The sequence below is a fragment of the Streptomyces sp. NPDC016459 genome (genome assembly GCF_040632845.1).
Classification (GTDB): Bacteria; Actinomycetota; Actinomycetes; order Streptomycetales; family Streptomycetaceae; genus Streptomyces.
The window spans coordinates 263,297-284,737 of the sequence record NZ_JBEYCR010000008.1 but is presented as its reverse complement, the minus strand read 5'-3'; the positions used below and the strand labels follow the sequence as shown (position 1 = coordinate 284,737).

Annotated in this window: 18 protein-coding genes and 3 pseudogenes; 11 read left to right on the top strand and 10 right to left on the bottom strand. The window is 71.3% G+C overall.

The window, feature by feature from the left end; genetic code table 11:
* Positions 1–246: 246 nt before the first annotated feature.
* On the bottom strand, positions 247–684 hold the full coding sequence (locus ABZ567_RS21550) for a VanZ family protein (protein WP_360792348.1): 438 nt from the start codon (positions 682–684) through the stop codon (positions 247–249).
* A gap of 621 nt (positions 685–1,305) precedes the next feature.
* Between ABZ567_RS21550 and ABZ567_RS21545 the strand changes: the two genes are divergently transcribed.
* Complete coding sequence (locus tag ABZ567_RS21545; RefSeq protein WP_360792346.1) at positions 1,306–1,905, top strand: DUF4230 domain-containing protein; 600 nt, start codon at positions 1,306–1,308, stop codon at positions 1,903–1,905.
* Between the two features lie 113 nt (positions 1,906–2,018).
* Here ABZ567_RS21545 and ABZ567_RS21540 read toward each other — a convergent pair whose 3' ends face one another.
* The 3 genes from ABZ567_RS21540 to ABZ567_RS21530 are packed head-to-tail and all read right to left on the bottom strand — an operon-like array spanning position 2,019 to position 5,720.
* On the bottom strand, positions 2,019–4,229 hold the full coding sequence (locus ABZ567_RS21540; RefSeq protein WP_360792276.1) for a xanthine dehydrogenase family protein molybdopterin-binding subunit: 2,211 nt from the start codon (positions 4,227–4,229) through the stop codon (positions 2,019–2,021).
* 10 nt (positions 4,230–4,239) lie between these two features.
* Complete coding sequence (locus tag ABZ567_RS21535; protein ID WP_360792274.1) at positions 4,240–5,223, bottom strand: xanthine dehydrogenase family protein subunit M; 984 nt, start codon at positions 5,221–5,223, stop codon at positions 4,240–4,242.
* On the bottom strand, positions 5,220–5,720 hold the full coding sequence (locus ABZ567_RS21530) for a 2Fe-2S iron-sulfur cluster-binding protein (RefSeq protein ID WP_360792344.1): 501 nt from the start codon (positions 5,718–5,720) through the stop codon (positions 5,220–5,222). The genes ABZ567_RS21535 and ABZ567_RS21530 overlap by 4 nt, the downstream gene beginning before the upstream one ends.
* 742 nt (positions 5,721–6,462) lie before the next feature.
* On the opposite strand from ABZ567_RS21530, the gene ABZ567_RS21525 reads away from it, so the two are divergent.
* Positions 6,463–8,424 carry an acyl-CoA dehydrogenase gene (locus ABZ567_RS21525; protein WP_360792272.1) on the top strand — a complete coding sequence of 654 codons (1,962 nt, stop codon included), beginning with the start codon at positions 6,463–6,465 and terminating at the stop codon, positions 8,422–8,424.
* A 191-nt stretch (positions 8,425–8,615) separates the two neighbouring features.
* On the opposite strand, the gene ABZ567_RS21520 is transcribed toward ABZ567_RS21525, so the two are convergent.
* The 3 genes from ABZ567_RS21520 to ABZ567_RS21510 form a co-directional block, all read right to left on the bottom strand.
* On the bottom strand, positions 8,616–9,314 hold the full coding sequence (locus ABZ567_RS21520; RefSeq protein WP_360792270.1) for a tectonin domain-containing protein: 699 nt from the start codon (positions 9,312–9,314) through the stop codon (positions 8,616–8,618).
* 290 nt (positions 9,315–9,604) lie between these two features.
* A complete protein-coding gene (locus ABZ567_RS21515; protein WP_360792268.1) occupies positions 9,605–10,498 on the bottom strand; it encodes a DUF1206 domain-containing protein in 894 nt (297 codons plus the stop codon).
* Between the two features lie 298 nt (positions 10,499–10,796).
* A complete protein-coding gene (locus tag ABZ567_RS21510) occupies positions 10,797–11,300 on the bottom strand; it encodes a hypothetical protein (RefSeq protein WP_360792266.1) in 504 nt (167 codons plus the stop codon).
* A gap of 130 nt (positions 11,301–11,430) precedes the next feature.
* On the opposite strand from ABZ567_RS21510, the gene ABZ567_RS21505 reads away from it, so the two are divergent.
* Together ABZ567_RS21505 and ABZ567_RS21500 are read left to right on the top strand one after the other, a co-directional pair.
* Positions 11,431–12,546, top strand: coding sequence for an AI-2E family transporter (locus ABZ567_RS21505; protein WP_360792264.1), 1,116 nt, complete (start codon positions 11,431–11,433; stop codon positions 12,544–12,546).
* A 442-nt stretch (positions 12,547–12,988) separates the two neighbouring features.
* A complete protein-coding gene (locus tag ABZ567_RS21500; protein ID WP_221743200.1) occupies positions 12,989–13,267 on the top strand; it encodes a GlsB/YeaQ/YmgE family stress response membrane protein in 279 nt (92 codons plus the stop codon).
* A gap of 371 nt (positions 13,268–13,638) precedes the next feature.
* On the opposite strand, the pseudogene ABZ567_RS21495 reads toward ABZ567_RS21500, so the two are convergent.
* A pseudogene (locus tag ABZ567_RS21495) lies at positions 13,639–14,359 on the bottom strand (isocitrate lyase/phosphoenolpyruvate mutase family protein).
* Between the two features lie 665 nt (positions 14,360–15,024).
* Here ABZ567_RS21495 and ABZ567_RS21490 point away from each other — a divergent pair.
* The 5 genes and pseudogenes from ABZ567_RS21490 to ABZ567_RS21470 all read left to right on the top strand — a co-directional run.
* Positions 15,025–16,232: pseudogene (locus ABZ567_RS21490) on the top strand (sedoheptulose 7-phosphate cyclase).
* Complete coding sequence (locus tag ABZ567_RS21485) at positions 16,229–17,017, top strand: SDR family oxidoreductase (RefSeq protein WP_360792262.1); 789 nt, start codon at positions 16,229–16,231, stop codon at positions 17,015–17,017. Before ABZ567_RS21490 ends, ABZ567_RS21485 begins: the two are co-directional and overlap by 4 nt.
* Positions 17,018–17,063: 46 nt before the next feature.
* A complete protein-coding gene (locus ABZ567_RS21480) occupies positions 17,064–17,393 on the top strand; it encodes an HAD family hydrolase (RefSeq protein ID WP_360792260.1) in 330 nt (109 codons plus the stop codon).
* Positions 17,394–17,616: 223 nt separating this feature from the next.
* Positions 17,617–18,039, top strand: a complete 423-nt coding sequence (locus ABZ567_RS21475) for an acyl-CoA thioesterase (RefSeq protein WP_360792258.1) — start codon at positions 17,617–17,619, stop codon at positions 18,037–18,039.
* Positions 18,040–18,141: 102 nt separating this feature from the next.
* A pseudogene (locus ABZ567_RS21470) lies at positions 18,142–18,582 on the top strand (YciI family protein); the annotation flags it as partial.
* 122 nt (positions 18,583–18,704) lie between these two features.
* Here the strand turns inward: ABZ567_RS21470 and ABZ567_RS21465 are convergent.
* Positions 18,705–19,133 (bottom strand): hypothetical protein, encoded by a 429-nt coding sequence (locus ABZ567_RS21465; RefSeq protein WP_360792256.1) that lies wholly within the window; start codon positions 19,131–19,133, stop codon positions 18,705–18,707.
* 152 nt (positions 19,134–19,285) lie between these two features.
* Between ABZ567_RS21465 and ABZ567_RS21460 the strand changes: the two genes are divergently transcribed.
* Positions 19,286–20,509 carry a hypothetical protein gene (locus ABZ567_RS21460; protein WP_360792254.1) on the top strand — a complete coding sequence of 408 codons (1,224 nt, stop codon included), beginning with the start codon at positions 19,286–19,288 and terminating at the stop codon, positions 20,507–20,509.
* Between the two features lie 226 nt (positions 20,510–20,735).
* Here the strand turns inward: ABZ567_RS21460 and ABZ567_RS21455 are convergent, their stop codons facing one another.
* Complete coding sequence (locus ABZ567_RS21455) at positions 20,736–20,942, bottom strand: hypothetical protein (RefSeq protein ID WP_360792252.1); 207 nt, start codon at positions 20,940–20,942, stop codon at positions 20,736–20,738.
* A gap of 274 nt (positions 20,943–21,216) precedes the next feature.
* Here ABZ567_RS21455 and ABZ567_RS21450 point away from each other — a divergent pair, with 274 nt between their 5' ends.
* A complete protein-coding gene (locus tag ABZ567_RS21450) occupies positions 21,217–21,390 on the top strand; it encodes a CsbD family protein (protein WP_360792250.1) in 174 nt (57 codons plus the stop codon).
* Positions 21,391–21,441: the final 51 nt, after the last annotated feature.

The following is a 21,441-nucleotide window of genomic DNA, read 5'->3' as shown; positions in this document are numbered from 1 at the left end:
AGCCGCTGGTACGGCTGGTCTGAGACCTGAAGATACCGGCGTCGGGGACGCGACAGCTACGGAGTTTCGCACCTGGCCGTCCCTCCGACGAGCAGTCAGGGGGGCGGACCCTGCACGACGACGGGGGACGAGCGCGCGGGGGGCGTGCCCACGAGTGGCACGCCCCCGACCGCCCGACGCCCTGGCCGGTCCGCCTCCTGCCTGCCCGCACCCGGAGGGAGGACCCTACGGCCCCGACGTACTCCCTCAGCCCGCCGAACCGGTGGCGCGCCGTGCCCACCACCGGCGGCGGGTACGGGGATGCACCGCGCGGCCCATGCGCCGTCCTACGACCAGGTAGCCGAGGAGCGCGCCCGCGGTGTTGAGGACGACGTCGTCGATGTCGAAGGCGCGTCCGGTGATGAGGGCGCCCTGGATCAGTTCGACGATCAGCATCGTCCCCACCGTGAGCAGCCCGACGCGCACCATCCCGCGCGTCCTGCGCGACAGGAGCGGCAGAAGGATGCCGAACGGCACGCCCAGGGCCACGTTCCCGCCGAGCTGCTTGACCGTCTCCACAAAGCCGGGCTGCTCGAGGTAGGCGCGAATCGAGCGGCCCGGCGTGAGGTTGCTGTGGGTGAGGGACACGGAAGCGGGCGACTCGTTCAGCGTGAGCCCGGCCAGAACGATCGCGAACCCCACCATGCCCACGAGAGCGACTAGCGCGACCAGCACCCGGACCACCCGGTTGGGCCCGCGCCGTCGGGTCTCCTCCCCGGTGCCTTCCGGCGCGACCTCGGGCGGGGTGCCCCGGCCGGCGTGGTGCGCCTCCGACCCCGGATCCTTTGTCAGCTCACCTCTGGCAGCTCCGTTCTCGGCCCTCCTACCGGAATCCGTCCTCCCGCCCCTCTCGTCTCCGTACACCGGGCCTGCCGCAGCCTTTTCGCTGCCCCGGCTTCCTCGCCACATCTTCATGTTCGTCCCCCAGCATCGGCCTGCTCAGATGGTGCGACTACCCGGGAAGACGCCCGGCAACCCGAGGCCCGGAGCCGGGCGCGGGCGCCACCCGCACCGAGGGCGCAGAGGCGCGCCACACCACCGACCACACACTGCGCACCCCTCACAACCAGGCCTGAAAAGACGGTGGTTCGAACGCAGCCGAGAATGACCGCGGCATGGCACGGGCAGCAGACCCCCATGCGAGACGAACGAGACAACCGAGACGACCTGAACGAACCGAACGACCGAGACGGCACAGAGACAAGACCCTCGCGCCAGAACCAGCGAAGCGGCCGTCGCGCCCGAAGATGGCCGGTCGTCGCCGCCCTGCTCCTCGCGTTCTCCCTGGCCCTGCTTGTCCTGCCACGCCTCTTGCACCTACCCGGCCTGGGCGACCTCTTCGGATCCGAGACCCATGACCGATCCGGCCCCGCCGTGCTGAAGTCCATCCAGGACATGAACCGCCACGAAGGCGCCGCCGGCACCTACCAGGTCGTGGTGGACCTGGAGAAGGACGCCCGGTTCCTGCCCGACGCGATCCGCGGCACCCGCACCCTGTACGTGGCCACCGGCAGCGTCAGCGCGTACGTCGACCTCGCCGGCCTGGGCCGCGACGCCGTCACCATCGACGAGGAGCGCACCACCGCCACGCTGCGGCTGCCGCACGCGCGGCTCGCCGAACCCTCGCTGAACCCGGAACGGTCCTACGCCGTCTCGAAGCAACGGGGCCTCCTGGACCGGCTGGGCGACCTCTTCTCCGACAACCCCGCCAACGAACACGCCGTCCACACGCTCGCCGCCCAGCACATCGGCGAGGCCGCCCGCGAGAGCGACATCACCACCCGCGCCGAACGCAACACCACCAGCATGCTCCAGGGCCTGCTCCACGCCCTCGGCTTCGAACAGGTCACCGTCACCTACACGTGAGCCGGGACCCGGTGGCCCCGGCGTAGCCCCCCGGTGGGGGAGCGAACCCGTGGGCTCGGCGGTTCGGTGGCGGCCGCCGGCCCGGAGCGAGCGGTGCGGCAGCCCCCCCCATCTCACGCCCGCAGGTGCGGAATGAGCCGGTCCGGAGTGAGGGGCAGTTCCCGCAGCCGTACGCCCACGGCATGGTGCACGGCGTTCGCGATCGCGGCGGCCGTCCCGACGATGCCGATCTCCCCGATCCCCTTGCTGCCCATCGGGTTGAGGTGAGGATCCTCCTCGTCCAGCCAGTGCGCCTCGATCGCGGGCACGTCGGCGCAGACGGGGACGTGGTACGAGGCCAGGTCGCGTTCCGCGAAGTCCCCGAACGCGGGATCAAGGGTGCTGCCCTCGGTCAGCGCCATGCCCAGGCCCATCGTCATGCCGCCGATGAACTGCGAGCGCGCCGTACGCGGGCTGAGGATCCGGCCCGCGGCGAAGACGCCGAGCAGTCGCCGGACGCGTACCTCGCCCGTCACGGTGTCCACCTCGACCTCCGCGAACTGCGCGCCGAACGCGTGCCGCGCGTACGGGGATTCCCGCTCGGCCTCCTCCGTGGTGTCGGCCGACGCCGTCAGGCCCTCGGGCGGGAGCGGCCCGGAGTGCGCGCGCAGCATGCCGGCCAGGGCCGTACAGGCCTGGTGGACGGCGAAGCCCCAGGACGAGGTCCCCGAGGAGCCGCCCGCGAGCGGAGCGGTCGGCAGCGCGCTGCTGCCGAGTTCCACGCGCACCGAGGCCGCGGGGACGCCGAGCGCCTCGGCGGCGATCTGCGCGAGGACGGTCCGCGCCCCGGTGCCGATGTCGGTGGCGTTGAGCCGTACCAGGTGACTGCCGTCCGGCGCGGCGTGCGCGGAGGCCGTCGAGGGGCTGAGGAGGTACGGGTAGGTGGACGCGGCCACGCCGGTGCCGATCAGCCGCTCACCGCCGAGCCGCTGCCCGCCCATCCGCTCACCGCCCAGCCGGCCACCGCCGACCCGCTCGCCGGTTCCTCGTGCTCCTCCCGTCCGGCCCAGGCCGGGCCGGGGGTCGCGCTCCGCCCAGCCGAAGAGCCGGGCGCCCTGCCGCAGGCACTCGGCCAGGTTCCTGCTGCTGAACGGTCTGCCGCTGTCCGGTTCGGTGTCGGGCTCGTTGCGCAGCCGCAGTTCGACCGGGTCGATGCCCGTGGTGACGGCGAGCTCGTCCATGGCCGTTTCGAGGGCGTACATGCCGGACGCCTCGCCCGGGGCCCGCATCCACGAGGGGGTGGGCACGTCGAGGGCCACCACCCGGTGGCTCGTACGACTGTGGGGCGAGGTGTACATGGTGCGGGCGGGAGCGGCCGCCTGTTCGACGAACTCCTTGACCGTCGACGTCTGGGTGACGACCTCGTGGGCGAGGGCGCCGATCACACCGTCGGTGTCCGCGCCGATGCGGACGCGCTGCACGAGGGGTGCGCGGTGGCCGACGGTGACGGCGAGTTCGCGGCGGGGGAGGACCAGCTTGACGGGCCGCCCGAGGTGCCGGGAGGCCATCGCGGCGAGGACGACCTGCGGCCGGGGGGTGCCCTTGGAGCCGAAGCCGCCCCCGACGTACGCGGAGACGACCGTGACGCGTTCCCCGGGCACCTGGAGCAGGTGCGCGAGGACGTCCCGCACGGTCGTGGCCCCCTGGCTGGAGTCGTACACCGTCAGATCGCCGTCCTGCCACCACGCGGTGGAGGCGTGCGGTTCCATCGGATGGTTGTGCTGGGCGGTCATGGTGTACGTGGCGTCGACGCGCACCGCCGAGACGTCGAACGCGGTGTCGAAGTCGCCGCGCTCGCGCAGCGCCGGATGGCCGCCGTTCGCCTCCTCGGGGGCGTAGAGCCGGGGATGGTCGGCGGGCGGCCCGGGGTCGTGGTCCTCGACGGCGTACTCGATGCGCAGCTCGTCGGCGGCCGCGCGCGCGTTCTCCGGGGTGTCGGCGACGACGACGGCGACGTACCAGCCCCGGTGGGGGACCCGATCGTCCTGGAGCAGCGCCAGGGTCGGATCGTCGGCCTCGCCGAGGCGGGGCGCGTTCTCGTGGCTGAGGACCGCGAGGACGCCCGGCCGCCGCAGGATCTCGTCGGCGTGGACGGCGGTGACCCTGCCGCGCGCGACGGTGGCGGGTACGGGGACCGCGTGGACACAGCCGGGCGGGGTGTGCTCGGCGGCGTAGCGGGCCGCGCCGGTGACCTTCTGCCGCGCGTCGCGGCGTACGGCGCCTGCGCCGATGTCGGACACGAGCGGGGGCAGCGGCGAGGACTGGGGCGGGGGAGCCGGGGTCATGACGGCCTCCTCAGGGGCGGGACGCGAGATCGGTGAGCACACGGACGGCGAGGCCCCGGGCGAGCGGCACCTTGAAGCCGTTGTGACGGAGCGGCCGGGCCGCGGCGAGTTCGGCGTCGACGGCCGCCGCGTACGTCTCCCGCGTGGCGGGTGCTCCGCGCAGAACCTCCTCGGCCGCACGGGCCCGCCAGGGTTTGTGGGCGAGGCCGCCGAAGGCGAGAGCGGCGTGGCGGACGACGCCGTCCTCCACCGTCATGACGGCGGCGACGGAGGCGAGCGCGAAGGCGTACGAGGCCCGGTCGCGGGCCTTGAGATAGGCGCTGCGGGCCCCGGCGGGCGGGGGGAGCGTCACCGCGGTGACGAGCTCACCTGGGCGGACGACGGTGTCCTGCTCCGGCCGGTCCCCGGGCAGCTGGTGGAAGTCGGTGACGGGCACGGTGCGCTCGCCGTCGGGTCCGAGCAGGTGCACCCGCGCGTCGAGGCACGCGAGGGCGACCGCCATGTCCGACGGGTGCGTGGCGACGCACTGCGCGGAGTGTCCGAGTACCGCCAGGTCGCGGTGGACTCCCTCGCGCGCGGGGCAGCCCGTGCCCGGTTCGCGTTTGTTGCAGGGCTTCGAGGTGTCCTGGAAGTACAGGCAGCGGGTGCGCTGGAGGAGGTTTCCCCCGGTGGTGGCGGCGTTGCGCAGTTGTGCGGAGGCGCCGGCGAGAAGCGCCTGCGACAGCGCGGTGTAACGGGTCCGTACGAGGGGATGGACGGCCAGGTCGGTGTTGCGCACGGTCGCCCCCACGCGCAGGCCGCCGTCCGGTGTCTCCTCCACGTCGTCCAGCGGCAGCCGGCTGATGTCGACGAGGAACGGAGGGCCGGCCACCCCGAGCTTCATCAGGTCGACGAGGTTGGTGCCGCCGGCGAGGTACTGGGCCCCGGGGTGGGCCGCGTACGCGGCGAGTGCCTGGTCGGCGCGTTCGGCACGCAGGTAACCGAAGGGCTTCACGACGCGGCCTCCTCGATGGCGTCCACGATGTTCGGGTAGGCGCCGCAGCGGCAGAGGTTGCCGCTCATGCGCTCCCGGATCTCCTCCGGGGTGAGGGCCACCGGGCCGACACCGTCCGGCTGGTCCGGTGGCGTCACGTGCGAGGGATGCCCGGCGGCCGCCTCGTCCAGCATGGCCACGGCCGAGCAGATCTGGCCGGGCGTGCAGTAGCCGCACTGGAGGGCGTCCCGGGAGACGAACGCGTCCTGGAGCGGATGGAGCCGACCGTCCTCCGCGAGGCCCTCGACCGTGGTGACGGGCTCGTCGCACGCGACCGCCAGCACCAGGCAGCTGTTCACGCGCCGCCCGCCCACGAGCACCGTGCAGGCGCCGCACTGCCCGTGGTCACAGCCCTTCTTGGACCCGGTCAGGTCCAGGTGCTCTCGCAGGGCGTCCAGGAGGGTGGTGCGGTTGTCGAGCTGCACAGCGTGCGTGGTCCCGTTGACCAGGAGCGACACGGGGGACGAGAGGCCCTGTGGTCCCTCCGCCCCGCCCTCGCGTACGGCCGCGCTCCGGCTGGTCCCTTCGGTACGGTCCACGGTGCTCGCTCCTCCGGCGGTGACTCGGGTGACCTTCTGCCCGACATCCCCTTCCCCACCTCCTGCGCCCTATGTCCGCCTGTCCGCCGAACAGCGCAGGGGCTCGCCCCGCAGCGGACGGTTCGCCGTCACCCGGACGGCTGCGCCCAGACCGGGACGAGTCGCCCCCGTCGCGGAATAAAGTGATCGCGCTCGACACCTCCTGTGATCAGGTTGTGACGCAGTCAGCTCCAAGATGTGCGGATGTCTCTACTCGGCTGGCAAACGCAACGGCCCGCACCTACGACGCCGAGGTTGCGGTTGGCAAAACATGACGAAGCATTCACGCAAACACGACGAGTACGTCTCTGGAGTGCGCGCCGAGCTTCTGGACGCGTACCGGACAGGCATGCCCGACCGGGACAGCCACGACCGCACCCCCTGCCCCTACTGCCGGGCACTGGAAGAAGCCGATGCAGCGGCCGCACGCCGAGACAGGCGAAAAACGGAGGAGTGACCGGCCCTCTCCCCGTCCCGGGGACGCACTCGTCGAGTACGCCGTACGGCCCAGGTGTCCCGGTCCTTCGACGGTCAGACGCTCCCTCTGTGAAGAGAGCGCGCCGAGACGCCGACCACTCGGTCGTCCCCGGTTGATCCTTTCGCGGCGGGGTAGCGAAGCGGCATGGCCACCGACAACGCATCCACCCCTGCGACCGGCTACGTGCAGCCCGACATCGACGTCCGGACACTGGCCGCGGTGCTCGACGGCGAGTACGCCGAGATCCGCGACCTCGTCCGGACCAACCTGGCCACGTACGCCTCCATCCTCGAAGAGGCCGACGACCTCGGCATCGACGCGTTCCGTGAGCGGGTGCGGGAGGTCGTCGTCGAGATGGCCGCGACCGGCCAGACGGGCATGGGCTTCCCGGCGGCGTACGGCGGGGGCGGCGACGTCGGAGCGTCGATCGCCGCGTTCGAGACGCTGGCCTTCGGTGACCTGTCGGTACTGGTGAAGGTCGGCGTGCAGTTCGGGCTCTTCGGCGGCGCGATCCTGCACCTGGGCACCGAACGCCACCACGACGTCTACCTGCCGGGACTGATCACCGGGGAGCTGATGGGCTGCTTCGCGATGACCGAGACCGGACACGGCTCCAACGTGCAGGCACTCGGCACGGTCGCGCGGTACGACGCCGATCGCCAGGAGTTCGTCGTCACCACCCACGGCGACCAGGCGCGCAAGGACTACATCGGCAACGCGGCCCGGCACGCCGAACTGGCGGTCGTCTTCGCCCAGCTGGAGGTGGGTGGGAAGTCCGAGGGCGTGCACGCCTTCGTCGTGCCCGTCCGGGTCGCGGGGGAGGTGGCCCCGGGCGTCCGGATCGAGGACGACGGCCGCAAGATGGGCCTCAACGGCGTGGACAACGGCCGCATCTGGTTCGACGGGGTACGGGTGCCACGAGAGGCGCTCCTCAACCGGTTCGCCGACGTCAGCCCGGAAGGGGTCTACGAGAGCTCGATCGAGAACCCCGACCGGCGCTTCTTCACCATGCTCGGGACGCTCGTGCAGGGCCGTGTCAGCGTCGCCGGTGCCGGGGTGAACGTCGCCAAGGTCGCCCTGGCGGTGGCCACGAAGTACGCGGTGCGGAGACGGCAGTTCGCAGCGGCGGCGGACGCCGAGGAGCAGGTCCTCCTCGACTACGGTCTGCATCAGCGCCGACTGCTGCCGCTGATCGCGCGGACGTACGCCCTGCACTTCGCCCAGGACGTGGTGCGCTCGCAGCTGCACGACGTCTTCTCCGGCGTCGAGGACGACGCGCGGGAGCGGCGGCGGCTCGAGTCACGGGCCGCGGGCCTCAAGGCGCTGGCCACCTGGCACGCCACCCGGGTCGTCCAGGAGTGCCGCGAGGCCTGCGGCGGCGCCGGATATCTCGCCGTCAACCGGTTCGCCGCCCTCAAGGGCGACAGCGACGTCTTCACCACCTTCGAGGGCGACAACCACGTCCTGCTGCAGCTCGTGGCGAAGGGGCTGCTCACCGATCACGCGAGCGAGTTCGAGGACCTCGACCAGCTCGGCATGGTCCGGTACGTCACCAACCTCGCCGTGGAGACGGTGATCGAGCGGACCTCCGCCCACAAACTGCTCGAGCGGGTACGCGACCTGCTGCCCGGCGGCGACGACTGGGACCGGGAAGCCGGTCTGCTCGACTCGGAGTACCAGCTCGCCATGCTCCGCTTCCGGGAGGAGCACATGGTCGCCGGGGTGGCCCGCCGGATCAAGCGCGGGATCGACCAGCGAGGCGATCCCGGCGTCGTCTTCGGACAGGTGCAGGACCACGTCATCGCGCTCGCCCGCGCGCACGTCGAGCGGCTGGTGACGGAGGCCTTCGTCGGCAAGGTGCGTGCGATGCCCGAGAGCGACGAGAAGGCGGCGCTCGCCCTGCTGTGCGATCTGTTCGCCCTGTCGACGATCGAGGCGGACCGGGCCTGGTTCATGGAGCACGGCCGGTTGACCGTTCAGCGTTCCAAAGCGATCACCCGTGAGGTGAACGACCTCTGCCGCAAGGTCCGGCCCCTCGCGGTCGACCTCGTCGACGCGTGGGGCGTCCCGCCCGAGATGCTGCGAGCGCCGGATCTGGTGGGGTGAGCGGTCACGGCCCCGGGCGTCCGTTCACCTCGGTGCGCCGGAGCGGAGGACCACACGGGTCACCGCGTGGTGCAGCCTCCAGGTGGAGGAGCGCTCAACGGTGGCACCGGCCGAGCTGCGGGGTGGGTCCCCCGGGCCGGCTGCCCGGGGGACCCGCATTCGGTGGCGCAGGGTGCGCAGGTCGCTCTCGCTCAGCTCGGCTGGTCTCCGGTGTAGCGGTAGATGCCGCCGGCGGAGTTGACGCACCAGACGGTGCCGTCCGCGGCGGCACCGATGTCGACCGCGGCACCGGGGATGCCGATCCAGGGGTTGGTGTCGTGGTTGGTGTAGCGGTAGATCTGGTCGGAGGAGTTGACTCCCCAGATGTTCGTGCGGGAACCGGCGGTGATGCGGGTCAGACCGCCGGAGATGTTGACCCAGTTGGTCGAGCCCTGGTCCCCGGTGTAGCGGTAGATGCCGCCGGCGGAGTTGACGCACCAGACGGTGCCGTCGGCGGCCACCCCGATGTCCACCGCGCTGCCCGGGATGCCCACCCAGGGATTGGCGTCGTGTCCGGTGTACCGGTAGATCTGACCGGACGAGTTCACCCCCCACACATGCGTCCGCGACCCCACCGAGATCCGGGTCAGGCCGCCGGAGACGTTGACCCAGTTGGTCGAGCCCTGGTCCCCGGTGTAACGGTAGATACCGCCTGCGGAGTTGACGTGCCACACCGTGCCGTCGGCGCCGACGCCGATGTCGACCGCGCTGCCCGGGATGCCCACCCAGGGATTGGCGTCGTGTCCGGTGTACCGGTAGATCTGACCCGAGGAGTTCACCCCCCACACATGGGTCCGCGACCCCACCGAGATCGTCGTCAGACCGCCGGAGATGTTCTTCCAATCAGCCACGCTTGCCTCTTTTCCTCGTCGCGTCCTGCCCCTGGTACATGCGACGCGACCAGGACACCCAAACAGCCGCATATGTCGATTGACCGTTTAAAACATCCAGAAATCGATGTTTGACACAGGCCTGCCCTCCCGGCACATGACGCCCCGGCAGGACGCGCCTCCTCGCGGAAGGCCAAAACCGCCGTAACCCACACGGGGGGCGCCCACGGAGGAGTCGGCCGGGCGACCACGCCGGCGGCCATGAGTCGATCGCGCGTCGGTTCCTGGGATGAATGGCGGGGATGTCTCAGTCAGCCGTTGCCGCGGCTGACCGACTGCCCTGCCGCAGGGTGGTGCTCGGGGGCTTTGCGCCAGCGGGCTTCGCAGAAGGAGTAGAGGCCGAACATCAGGAGGCCCAGCGCCGCGGCGATCAGCAGCCAGGGCCCGGCGGGCGTGTCGGCGAACGACCGCAGTGTCTCGTCCAGCCCCTTGGCCTGACCGGGGTCGAAGCGCACCGCCGCCAGGAGGACGAACACCCCGATCGCCGTCGCGACGACCCCGCACGCAACGCCTCCGATGACGCCCACGATGGCGACGACACGCCGTGTCCTGTGGTCCATCCGGTCCGTGCGGAGGTTCTTCTCGAACTTCCGCATCACACTGCGCACCACGATCACCACGCCCGCGACGACCAGCACGACGCCGAACGCGCCGACGAGTACGCGCCCGAAGGGCCACTCCATCACCCGCGCGGTGTAGTCCTTCGAGGTCTCGTCACTGGCGCGCGTCCCGGCTGCTCCGCCGACCAGCGCGGTCTGCGCCACGCTGATACAGATCACGACGTAGAAGACGGCCATTCCCAACGAGCCCAGGCGCCGGGTCCACTTGTCACCGCCTGCCGTCGACTGCCCGAACGCGGCCTCGGACAGTCGCCACAGCGCCATCGCCGCCAGCCCCACCACCAGCGCCCACAGCAGCACCCGTCCGTACGGCTGCTCGCCGATGGTCCGCACCGCGCCGGACCTGTCGGCCTCCTTGCCGCCGCTGTCACCGGCGAGACCGATTCTCACCGCGAGGAGACCGACCAGAATGTAGATCACTCCCCGGGCGCAGAGCCCGACCCTGGAGGCGACCTCCATGGCCCGGCTGTCGGCCACACGCTGCCCCTGGGTCTTGGCCCGGCCGCCACCTTCGTCGGTCGTCATGCCCGACACCTCCCGTGCGAGCTACCGAGGTCGACACGGCGTAACAGCGACCGCGTACGGCGATCCGCGACCCGCATGACCCGCGAGGCGTGCCCCTGGCTCGGACACAGACCGCATCAGGCGCTTTCCGCGAGCCGGGCGCGGCGGCGCCCGTCCACAGCCGCTCCTCCCACCATGTCACCAGGCGGCGAAGTCGACCAGCGCAGGCGCCTACTCCCCAGTATCCGCGATCGATGGCGGGTCACCGCAGGTGGCCGTGGTGCGTCCGGCGGATCACTCCGCGGGCAGGACATGTGAGTCAGCCGTCGGCGAGTGCCGGGGTGGACAGCGGTCGGGGTGTATGGGGACAGGGTGTGTCAACCGGGATGGTGGGAATGCGCATCCGGCGCAGGAGGTCACGAGTGGTGCGCCTGCTCAGCGTGCTGCGCCACGCGACGCCCGGGTGGCGGGAACGCAGGTGCGAAAGCGCCCGGGTGTCCAGCCCCGTGCTGCAGAAGCGCTCGTCGAGCGTGATGGCGGTGATCACGCCTTGCGCGCAGTCGGCGCAGATCCGGTACTGAACCTGCCCCACCACCTGGCGGCCGTGGACGAGGAGCAGGCATTCCTCGCCCGGACCGGAGTGGTCCGGGATGTGCGTGGACAGGAAGTCGATGGCCCGGTAGGCGAGGAGGCGACGGTGCAGCCGGCCGACGAGGCGGCCTCGGCGTGAGTGCTTGGCACCGGCTCGTCCGGAGGGCGGTGTCTGGGCCGTGGGGGCTGGGCCGAACAGTGTGCTCGTGGGACGCGCATGTTGTCCGTGCATGAGCGTCGTGTGCCCCGAACATCGAGCGGTACCCACCCCACATGTCGGTCGCTCCGCCGCCCCGACGGCTGCGAGACGGTGCACGGGGGCGATACAGGGCCGGACGGCGGGCATCAATAGGGTGAGCCCCATGCCTGCCATGTTGAGTTCAACGAAGACTGCCGCCGCACTACGAAGAACAGCGCGGATCTCCGCCGAGTCGCTGCTGGTCCTGTTGATGGCAGCAGTCGCCCTGTGGATCCTGGGCCGCATGTGGTCGGTCGTCTGGCCGCTCATAGTGGCCTTGTTCCTCACCACGATGACCTGGCCCCTCACCCGCTTTCTGCGCAACCGCGGGTGGGCACCCGCCCTGGCCGCGGCCGTGGTCACCGTCCTCTTCCTCCTGGTGGTCGCGGGCATCGTCGCACTGATCGCGGTGCCGGTCGCCTCCCAGTCGGGAGAGCTCGCCGACGGGGTGGTCGAGGGCATCCAGAAGGTCCGCGAGTGGGCCGCCGGACCGCCGCTGAACATCGGGGACGACCAGATCTCCGGCGCCTTCGACGCCGCGGTCGCCCGCATCCAGGACAGTGTCGGCAGCATGGTCACCACCGTCGTCTCGGGCGTGAGCACCGTCTTCAACGGTCTCGTCACGGCCGTCCTGGCGCTCTTCCTGATGTTCTTCTTCCTCAAGGACGGCCCGCGTTTCCTGCCGTGGCTCACCCGCCAGCTCCCCGGCCGCCTCGCCACCGACATCCCGGTCGTGACCGCGCGCGGATGGGAGACCCTGGGCGCGTTCGTACGCTCGCAGGCGTTCGTCGGCCTGCTCGACGCTCTGTTCATCGGCCTGGGGCTGTGGTTCCTGGATGTCCCCCTGGTACTCCCGCTGGCCGTGCTGACGTTCGTCTCCGCGTTCGTGCCCATCGTGGGAGCCCTCTTCGCCGGCCTTGTCGCGGTCCTCATCGCGCTGGTGTCGAACGGCCTGACCGACGCGCTGCTCGTGCTCGCGATCATCGTCGTGGTGCAGCAGCTCGAGGGCAACGTGTTCCAGCCCATGATCCAGAGCCGCGGCCTCGGCCTGCACGCGGCGGTCGTCCTGCTGGCCGTGACGCTGGGCGGCAGCCTGGCCGGCATCGTGGGCAGCCTCCTCGCGGTACCCGCGGCCGCGCTGATCGCGGTGATCTGGAACTACGTACGCGAGCAGCTCGCCCTCCCCCGGGAGGAACCGGACACCGACGTGCCGCCCACCGCCGAGAACGCACCGGCGTAGCACCCGCCGGCGGGTGTAGGGGCTACGCCCTGGCGCGGGGACTACCGCCGCGACGGTGACGTCTGCCGTGCGCCTGCCCGCCCTGGGGGCGCAGGCGCACCGGCCCGACCTCCACCGCGGTACGTCGACGTCCGGCCCGTACGCCGGAACCGCATCGCTGTCGTGGGGGAGTCAGTGGCGGAGCCTGCCTCTTCCCCTGGCTCCGATGCCCGGCACCTGTAGGGCCAGGGGCGTCAGCCCGCGCAGCAGCCCGCGTGCAGTGCGTCTACCTGCGGTGGCCGCCCCCGGGACGCACGAGTCCGTGACACCCGAGGGGGGAAGCCGGATGGCACGGATCCGCGACGCCAGTTTCACGGTCCTCGTGATGAAGACGTTTGTACGGCTGGAATCGGTGCAGACGCTGACCTAACACAGCCTTTACACGACGAAGCGGAGACACACCATGGGCATCATCGCGTGGATCATCATCGGCCTCCTCGCCGGCGCCATCGCCAAGGCCCTGATGCCGGGCAAGGACCCGGGCGGCATCATCGTCACCATGCTCATCGGCATCGTCGGCGGTCTGCTGGGCGGCTGGCTCGGCAAGGTGATCTTCGGTGTCGACTCGATCGACGGCTTCTTCGACCTCTCCACCTGGATAGCCGCGATCATCGGCTCCGTCATCCTCCTCGCTCTCTACCGCCTCTTCACCGGCAACCGACACTCGCACCGCCACGCGTGATCCACTGACGGCGTACGCCCTCCACATACCCGAACGGCTCCCCTCCCCTTCGCGGGACGGGAGCCGTCGGCGTGTGGAGAGCGGGGACCCGGCCCGCCCGCAGCCCGAGGCGCCGCCGCACCGCGCCGCATCCCCCGCAGCACGCCGTCGCCGCGCGCCGACGAGCGGCGCCGGGGAACCGAAGGCGTCCGCCGGCCCACCCACGTACGCCTCCACCCGACATGATCGGCCGGACAGCTCGACTTCTGCCGCACCGTCCTCGACGAGGTCATGGACGTCTTCCCCCTTCCGGCTGGCCGACCCCCGCCCCGGCCATGACGCGCCTGCGTCTTCTTCGGGTCGTCGCCCCGGGACACCACCCGCCCCCGACCTCATGCGCGTACCGGACGCCCCTTCACGTCGGACCCGTCCCGTGCAGCCGGGGCAGTGCGGTGCCGGGCCAGGTTCTTGGTCAGGAGGCGAGTGGACTCGGCCACCCCGACCTCAGCGCCTCCTTCACGGGCCGGCAGACGTCCATCGGCGAGCCGGAGTTCGGCCAGGGCGGTGTCCATCGCCCGGTGCGCGGCGAACAGGCACGGGGTGCTGTAGATCGCGACGTCGACCCCGAGGCCGTCCAGTTCGCTGAGCGAGAGACGCGGGGACTTGCCGCCGGCGATCTGATTGAACAGCAGCGGCTTGCCGTCGACCACCTCGCGGATCCGCTCGATCCACTCGATGCTGCGGACGCCGTCGACGAGGACGACATCGGCATCCGTGGCGGCCAGGGCCCGCGCCCGGGGCGCCGATCCGTTCCAGGCCTTCCACGACGTGGCAGGCGACTTCGGCATCGACGTAGCCGTCGTCGATGTCGACCAGGAGGTGGTGGTGGGGGAAGGCGCCGCGCAGCCGCTGCACGAAGGCCATCATTTCGGGCCAGGCGATGAACCCGATGTCGGGCAGCCCGTAGTAGGAGGCCGCGAAGCCGAACCCGGACACGAACAGTCCGTTGTAATGCCCGGCCGCCACGGACGCCGAGTACATGTCGTACACGCCGATCAGGGGCGTGGTGCCCGGCTTCGCGATGTCGTCGCGCAGGGTGTTCCCGTAACTCATGGTCAGCTGCTCCGAGGGTGTGTCGCGCATGGGGGAGGAGGGCGCTGCGCCTCGGCAGCGCTCCACCGAAACGGATCATCTCGTGACCGTCTCGTGACGAATGGTTCCTGCAACGCTTCGAACCCCAGCGCGTCGCCACGTTCACCTCCCCCGCGCCCAGAACGGCCTTTCGGATCGAGCTGCGTTCTCCCGGTCGCCTTTCGGAGGGCATCGGAAGTCGATCGATGGTGTTGCGGAATAATTCCGCTCGGTTGTCTCGACTCGCACGACGCGCCATGTGAATCGACGGTGACTTCCGCCACACCGTCGTGAGTTGAACCGTATGCGAACCGCCCCCATCTCCCGCGCAGAGCTTCCGGCGCGGAAATTGGCGACCAGGTACTTTCAGCCCTTCCGGGGGAGAGTCGCAGCGGCTCTCAGGGCCTTCGTGTCGCGGGTGGTGGGGGAGTGAGGGAGACCTTTCCGGCCATCGCGTATGGCGCCCCCGGCTCGTCCGCGAGGACGCCTCGGAGGGGCAGGAGGACTCATCACGTACACAAGGGGACGCCCAGAAGCGGACGTATGGCGCAATCCTCCCGGTTGTCGGGGTGCCGACTCCCGGCCTGTGTTCCGAGTTGCAACAAACGCGACGCCGTGCCGGACGCCCGGCCAGGAGGAGAACGACCATGAACGACGCCCTGCGGCAGCAGAGTTGGAAGATCCAGACGGAATTGCCCGTCGAGTACGAGATAGTCGAAAGCCACGGCCTGCTCGACCCTGGTAATCCCGAACTCCTGACCATTCCCGGCGGAGGCAGGGTGGGGGGTACCCGCCTCGTCATCCTCGACCATTCCGTCGACGCGTTATACGGCGAGAAAATTCGGGACTACTTCTCGGAAAACGAGGTTGCGGTCGAATACCTGACGCTTCCCGGCTCGGAGGAGAACAAGTCCATCGAGTGGGTCCTGGAAGTGGTCAACAAGCTCAACGAGGTCGGCACCAACCGCCTCAGCTCCCCGCCCGTCGTCATCGGTGGCGGTGTCGTGGCGGACGTGGTCGGGCTCGTCGCCAGTCTCTACCGGCGCGGCATCCCCTTCGTGCGCGTGCCCACCACCCTGCTCGGCCAGGTCGACGTCAGTGTCGCCGCCAAGTCCGGCATCAACTACGGCGGATACCGCAACCGCCTCGGCGCCTACACCCCGCCCCCGAGGACACTGATCGACCGCCGCTTCCTCGCCACCGTCCCGGAACGGCAACTGCGCAACGGCATGGGCGAGATCTTCAAGATGGCCTGATCAAGGACCTGCGGCTCTTCGAGCTCCTCGAGGAGCACGGCGCCGACCTCATCGAGACGCGCTTCCAGGACCCCGAGCCCGGGAGCACCGGCCTGCCGGGCTCGGTGGCCGACGAGGTCATCGGCCGGGCGATCGCGGGAATGGCCGAGGAACTGCAGCCCAACCTGTGGGAGAAGGACCTCCAGCGATCCGTGGACTACGGGCACTCCTTCTCCCCCCTGGTGGAGATGCGAGCCCTTCCCGAGCTGCTCCACGGCGAGGCCGTCGCCATGGACTGCGTCTTCTCCGCCCTCATCGCCGCCGACCGCGGTCTGATCGACACCGCCCAGCTGGAGCGCATCGTGGCGGTGGCACGGCGCCTGGGGCTCGAACCGTCCCACCCCCTCTTCTGCGACGTGGCACTCGTCCTCGAGGGTCTCGCGGACACCGTGCTGCACCGCGACGGTCGACAGAACCTGCCCATGCTCACCGGCATCGGCCAGGTCTGCTTCCTCAACGACGTCACCGAGAACGAGATCGAGCGTGCCTGCCGGGGGATGGGCCGCCTGCTCACCCTCGAAGCCGGCCACCCCGAGCGGCCCGTCGGCGCGGACCGGTGAGCGAGAACGCCGGCGCCCCGGCCGCCCCGGACTCCCTGCGGGGGAAGGTCGTCGTCGTCACCGGCGGGAGCACGGGCATCGGCCGGGCGTCCGCCGTCGCGTTCGCCGAAGCCGGCATGCGGGTCGTCCTCGCAGCCCGCCGCGAGGACCGCGGCGCCGAGGCCGCGCACGAGATCCGGTCACGTGGCGGTGAGGCGCACTTCGTCCGCTGCGACGTGACCCTCCCGGACGAGGTCCACGACCTGTTCGCCCGGGTGATCGAGCGTCACGGCCGGGTGGACTGCGCCTTCAACAACGCGGGGGTGCCGGGCGACGGACGCCTCGCCGAGCTGACGCCCGAAACCTTCGACCGCGCCTTCGCCGTGAACGCCCGGGGCCTGTGGCTCTGCATGCGGGAGGAGCTGCGGCTCATGTCCGCCCAGGGAGGCGGCGGCAGCATCGTCAACAACACGTCGGTCCACGGCATCCGTACCGTCTTCCCCGGCATCGGCGCCTACGTGGCCTCCAAGCACGCGGCGGTGGCTCTGACCCGTATGGCGGCCATGGAGCACGCGCGCGAGGGCATCCGCGTCAACGCCGTCGCCCCCGGCCCCGTCGAGTCCGCCATGCTGGCCGCCTCGGAGGCTGCCGTCGGCGGCGCGACCACCTGGCGCGGACTGATCCCGTGCGGTGAGATCGGCACCGCGCGCCAGGTCGCCGACGTGGCGCTGTGGCTGTTCTCCGCCTCCTCCTCGTACGTCAACGGGCAGGTCATCGGCGTCGACGGCGGCTTCCTTGCGACCTGACCCGTTCACCTCCCCATCCCCTTCCAGGGGAGCGAAGGACACATCCATGCATGGCTTCAGCACCTACGACTTCATCGTGGTGGGCGCCGGCGCGGCCGGAAGCGTCGTCGCCGCCCGGCTCAGCGAGGACCCCGCCCGCAGCGTCCTGCTCCTGGAAGCCGGGCCGCCGGACGCCCTGGTGACCCGCGACGACGTGGACCGCGGAAAGCCCGCACCCGACATCTTCCTGCGCGCGGCCGAGATGCTCGGGGCTCACCCCTCCCGCTGCACCGTCTACGAGGACAGCGACGAAGGCATCGAGGCGGCCCACGCGGCGGGCATGCCCGTCATCGACGTACGCCCCTACACCGGCGCCCGTTTCCGACATGGCACGTGACGACGTCGTCCCGCACCCCTGACGGAGGCGAGCGGCCCCGCCGACCTCCTTCGGCCCCGGACGCTCTGCCGCCGCCCGTTCCTCCCGCCGTCTCCGGCGGCCTCGGTGCCGGCAGAGGGATGCGAGCCCAGGACGCGTCGGCCCGTGGCGGAATGCCGCGTGCCGCGCGGCGGTTGCTTGGATGAGCGAGCGCTCAACATGTGCTGTCGTCGAGAGGAAGACCGTGGCAGAGCCATTCTCGGTACCCGTCGTCGTACGCGGATACGAGACCGACACGCAGGGGCACCTGAACCAGGCGGTCTACCTCCAGTACGCGGAGCACGCCCGCTGGTCGCTCCTGCAGAAGAGCGGGATCCGGCAGGCGGATCTGCTGGAGCAGGGCGTGGGGCCGGTGGCCCTGGAGGTGACGGTCCGCTACCGACGGGAGTTGCGGGCCGGCGACGAGGTCGAGGTGACGTGTGCCTTCGTCTGGGGTGAGGGCAAGACCTTCCGTATCGAGCAGACCATCCGGAAGACGGACGGAACCGTGGCCGCCGAGGTGACGGGCGTCGGCGGTCTGCTCGATCTGACGGCGCGCAAGCTGGTGCCCGACCCGCGCGTGGTCTTCCGTACGCTGGCCGCCTCCCCCGAGGCCTTCGGCCTCTGACCGCCCGGACGGCGGGCCGAGGCCGACCCGGGCGGGAGTGGGGCCGCGGCCGACGCGGAATCACCGTTGCCATGGCGGCAGGACTCGGAGAGGGTCCGTGGAGCCCGGGGCCCGACCTTCGCCGAGGGTGGCGGGACGCCGAGCGGCAGTGTGCACATCGTCGACCTGCCGAACCCCGCCGCGGCGCGCTCGTTCGCCTTCGACGAGCCCAACTACCAGGCCGGGGTGTACCGCGACGTGCTGGTGCGTCGGTGGCACAACACGCTGGGGCGCACCATGGGGGACTTTCCCGGTGGTCCGACCGGCGGCAACCGGTATCTGGTGCTCGGCCTCGGTTCGGGCGAGGCCGCGGACCTCGCGGTGCCTGCGTGCAAGGACGAGCTGATCGCGTACGGGCCGTTGCTCTCCGACGACACCACCGCCTGGTTGGGTACGGTGGCGCTGGTCCGGGCGCCGGACGCCGCTACGGCACGTGCCGTACTCACTCCGGATCGGTACGCGGAGATCGAGGTCCACGAGTGGGAGTTCGGCGGCCGACGGTAAGGGGCTGAGGGGCTACGGATAGGTGTACCGCGCCAGAACCGACGCGGCCCGTTCGCGACGCCCGCCGACGCGACGGAGGCCCGTAGGTACGGAGGTACGGAGTCCTCCTGAACCGCGTGCGGTCACGCGAGGCTCCGCCCCGTCCCGCGCCCTCCCCTGCCGCGCCCGCGAGAAGCGGTCAGGGAAGCGATCACCGAAGCCGCGGCGGCTGTGACGGCGAGGCTTCCCACCGCGACCGTCCCCACGCCGATCACGAAGAGGCCACTGGCGTCGTCCGACCAGTCGACGGCGGCAGCGAGGGTCAGACCGGCCGTGGTGCCGAGGACCGCGCCGGCGGCCTGGCGCCGGGAGGCCGCCCAGTACACCGCCGCCAGCAGCGCCAGGACCAGCCCGATGACCTGCCAGGCCTCGTACGGCCCGGTCGTCGACCCGTCGGGGTGCACATCCCGATGCTGGTCCCAGCCCAGCCAGCCGGCCCACGCCCCCAGCGCCACCACGGCCGTCACGAGGGCGGCCGACAGTCGGGCGGTTCCATCGATTCGTCGTTCCATGGCTCCACCCTGCCCGCCCGGCCGCTCACCTCCCAGAGCGCCGGTACTCAGCTGTGCCCCGAGTGCGTGAGTACCTGAAGTACCCGACCGGACCCGCCCGCCCCGCGACATATCGACCGACGGGCGCCGCCTCGGGAAAGTAGCATCCGCGGATGCGCAACATCGAGGAGCTGGTGCCGGAGGCGGGGCACGCGGACGCCGTCGGCCTGCGCGAGGTCGACGCCGCGGAACTGGCTCGGTACGCGGTCGACCCGGCACACCCGTGGTGGCGGCGCAGACCGTGCGTGCACGCGCTGGCCGGGCGGGTGCCGGAGGGGCACGTCGCCGACCTGATCGCCCGCGTCCGCGACTCGGGTGACGTCGGCGAGGTGCGCATCGCCCTGCTCGACCTCCTCGCCGGCCGGGAGGAGCTCCTGCCGTGGCTGCGGCACGAGGACCGGCGGCGGGAGGAGTCGTACGGCCTGCCCGAGGCGATCCTCAAGGCCCGTGGTCTCCTGGGCGACCGCTCGGCCGCAGCGGAGTTGGCGGCGCTGGCGGCCTCACCGTGGCCACGTCAGCAGGCGCTCGGCGCGGCCGGGTTGGACGCGCTGGTCACGCGCTACGGGGCCGAGGCGGTCCTGGCCGACGTCGGTGACGAACGGCCGGAGGACCGTGCTTTCCGTATCCGTACGCGCCACGGCTCGGGGGCGGACGTGACCGACGCACTGGCGGACCCTGATCGTGGCGTCGCGTACCTCGCCCAGTCGCTCGTCTCGGACGCGGACCGTCTTCGCCGCTACCTCGGGGAGGCGCCGACGACGGGGGCGAAGCTCTGGACCGCGTACGCCCTGCACCGCATCACCGGGGACGCGGCCGAGACGCGAACGATCTACGACGGGCTGGGGCGCCCCCGGGTCGAGGTGGCCGGCCTGGACGAGGAAGTCCGCAGCGCGATCGTGCACGCGTACGCGAGCGGCTGCCAGCGGAACAGCGACCCCCGGTGGCGCGTCGAAGCCCTCTGCACCGACCCGCCCTTCCTGCCCGATGAAGACGAGCGGCTCCGAAGGGCGACCGCCGCGCTGACCACTGCGGGTCTCGCGCCGAGAGCACCGATCTCCTGCGGGGAGTTCCACCAGCAGGGCGGGGGGACCTATCACGTGATCGAATGCGGCGCGGGCAGGGTGTTCGTCAGCACGCTCGGCATGTTCGCCTCAGCCGCTGAGTCCGAAGGCGGAACCGAAGGCCAGGACGCGGTCCGTGAGGCCCTCGCCGCGGCCGGCTTCCGCTGGATCGACACCACGACAGGCGCGATCCGCGTCACCGACCTGTGCGTCTACCACTTCGGTGGTCGTGGGCCCCTCGACGTCGACACCCTGCTGTTCTACTGGCAGGACTGAGCGACGGCCCATGCCGGGAGTCCGGGCGAAGGGGGCACCTGGGCGGCGGAGCGTCACCACCGCGGTGCCCCGGTACGACTCGACGGAGTCGTACCGGTCATGCGGCAGTTTCGCGGTGGCCGCGGTGGCGGGGGTGGCGGCGGTGGCCGCAGGGCAGGCGGGGTGGTCCGAGGTGGGACCGCGCTGAGACCGGGGAGAGCCGACCCGTCTGCCCTGCGGCCGGAGATCAGGGCTTGTTGGCAAGGGCCCCGAGGTACTGGTTCACCTGCTCCAGCCGCGCGTCCATGCTGCCCGTCCTCTCGGACACGGCCCGCAGCTCGTCGCAGACCGCGAGCAGCGCGAGCGCCACCGCCCTCGTGCCGGGGTCGGACACCTCCTCCAGGGCCGACCGGGCCGCATCGGCCGACGGGACGGGTCGGGATTCCTGTGCCATGACTGCGCCTCCTGCCCGGCCGCCCATCGGCCGTTCCTGTACGTCTGCCCCGAACACCCCGCACGTACGGCGGAGGACAAGGTCTTCGTCCGCGGTGTGCCGGCGGCAAGGACGCCGCCGCCCACCGGCCGGCCCACCACGAGGTGGCCCCCCGGGGTTTCTGCCCCTGTGCGACGGCTGGACCGGGATGCCCGGGGGAGTGGGGGGTTTACGGGTGGTACTTGGGAGCAGGAGGGGGTTGAGACCCATCCGGTACGTCACGAGGAGGTCCCCGATGTCGGGCACGGAGAAGAGCAAGGCTCAGGCGGAGCAGATCAAGGGCAAGGCCAAGGAGAACGTCGGCCGTGTCGTCGACAACGAGCGCATGACCGCCGAAGGCCGTGCCGACCAGGCCAAGGGCAACGCCCGCGAGGCCAAGGAGGACGTCAAGGACACCTTCCGGCACTAGGCACGCGCAGCGGCACCCCGCGCAGGACCGGGCCCCCGATCTGTCCCCCAG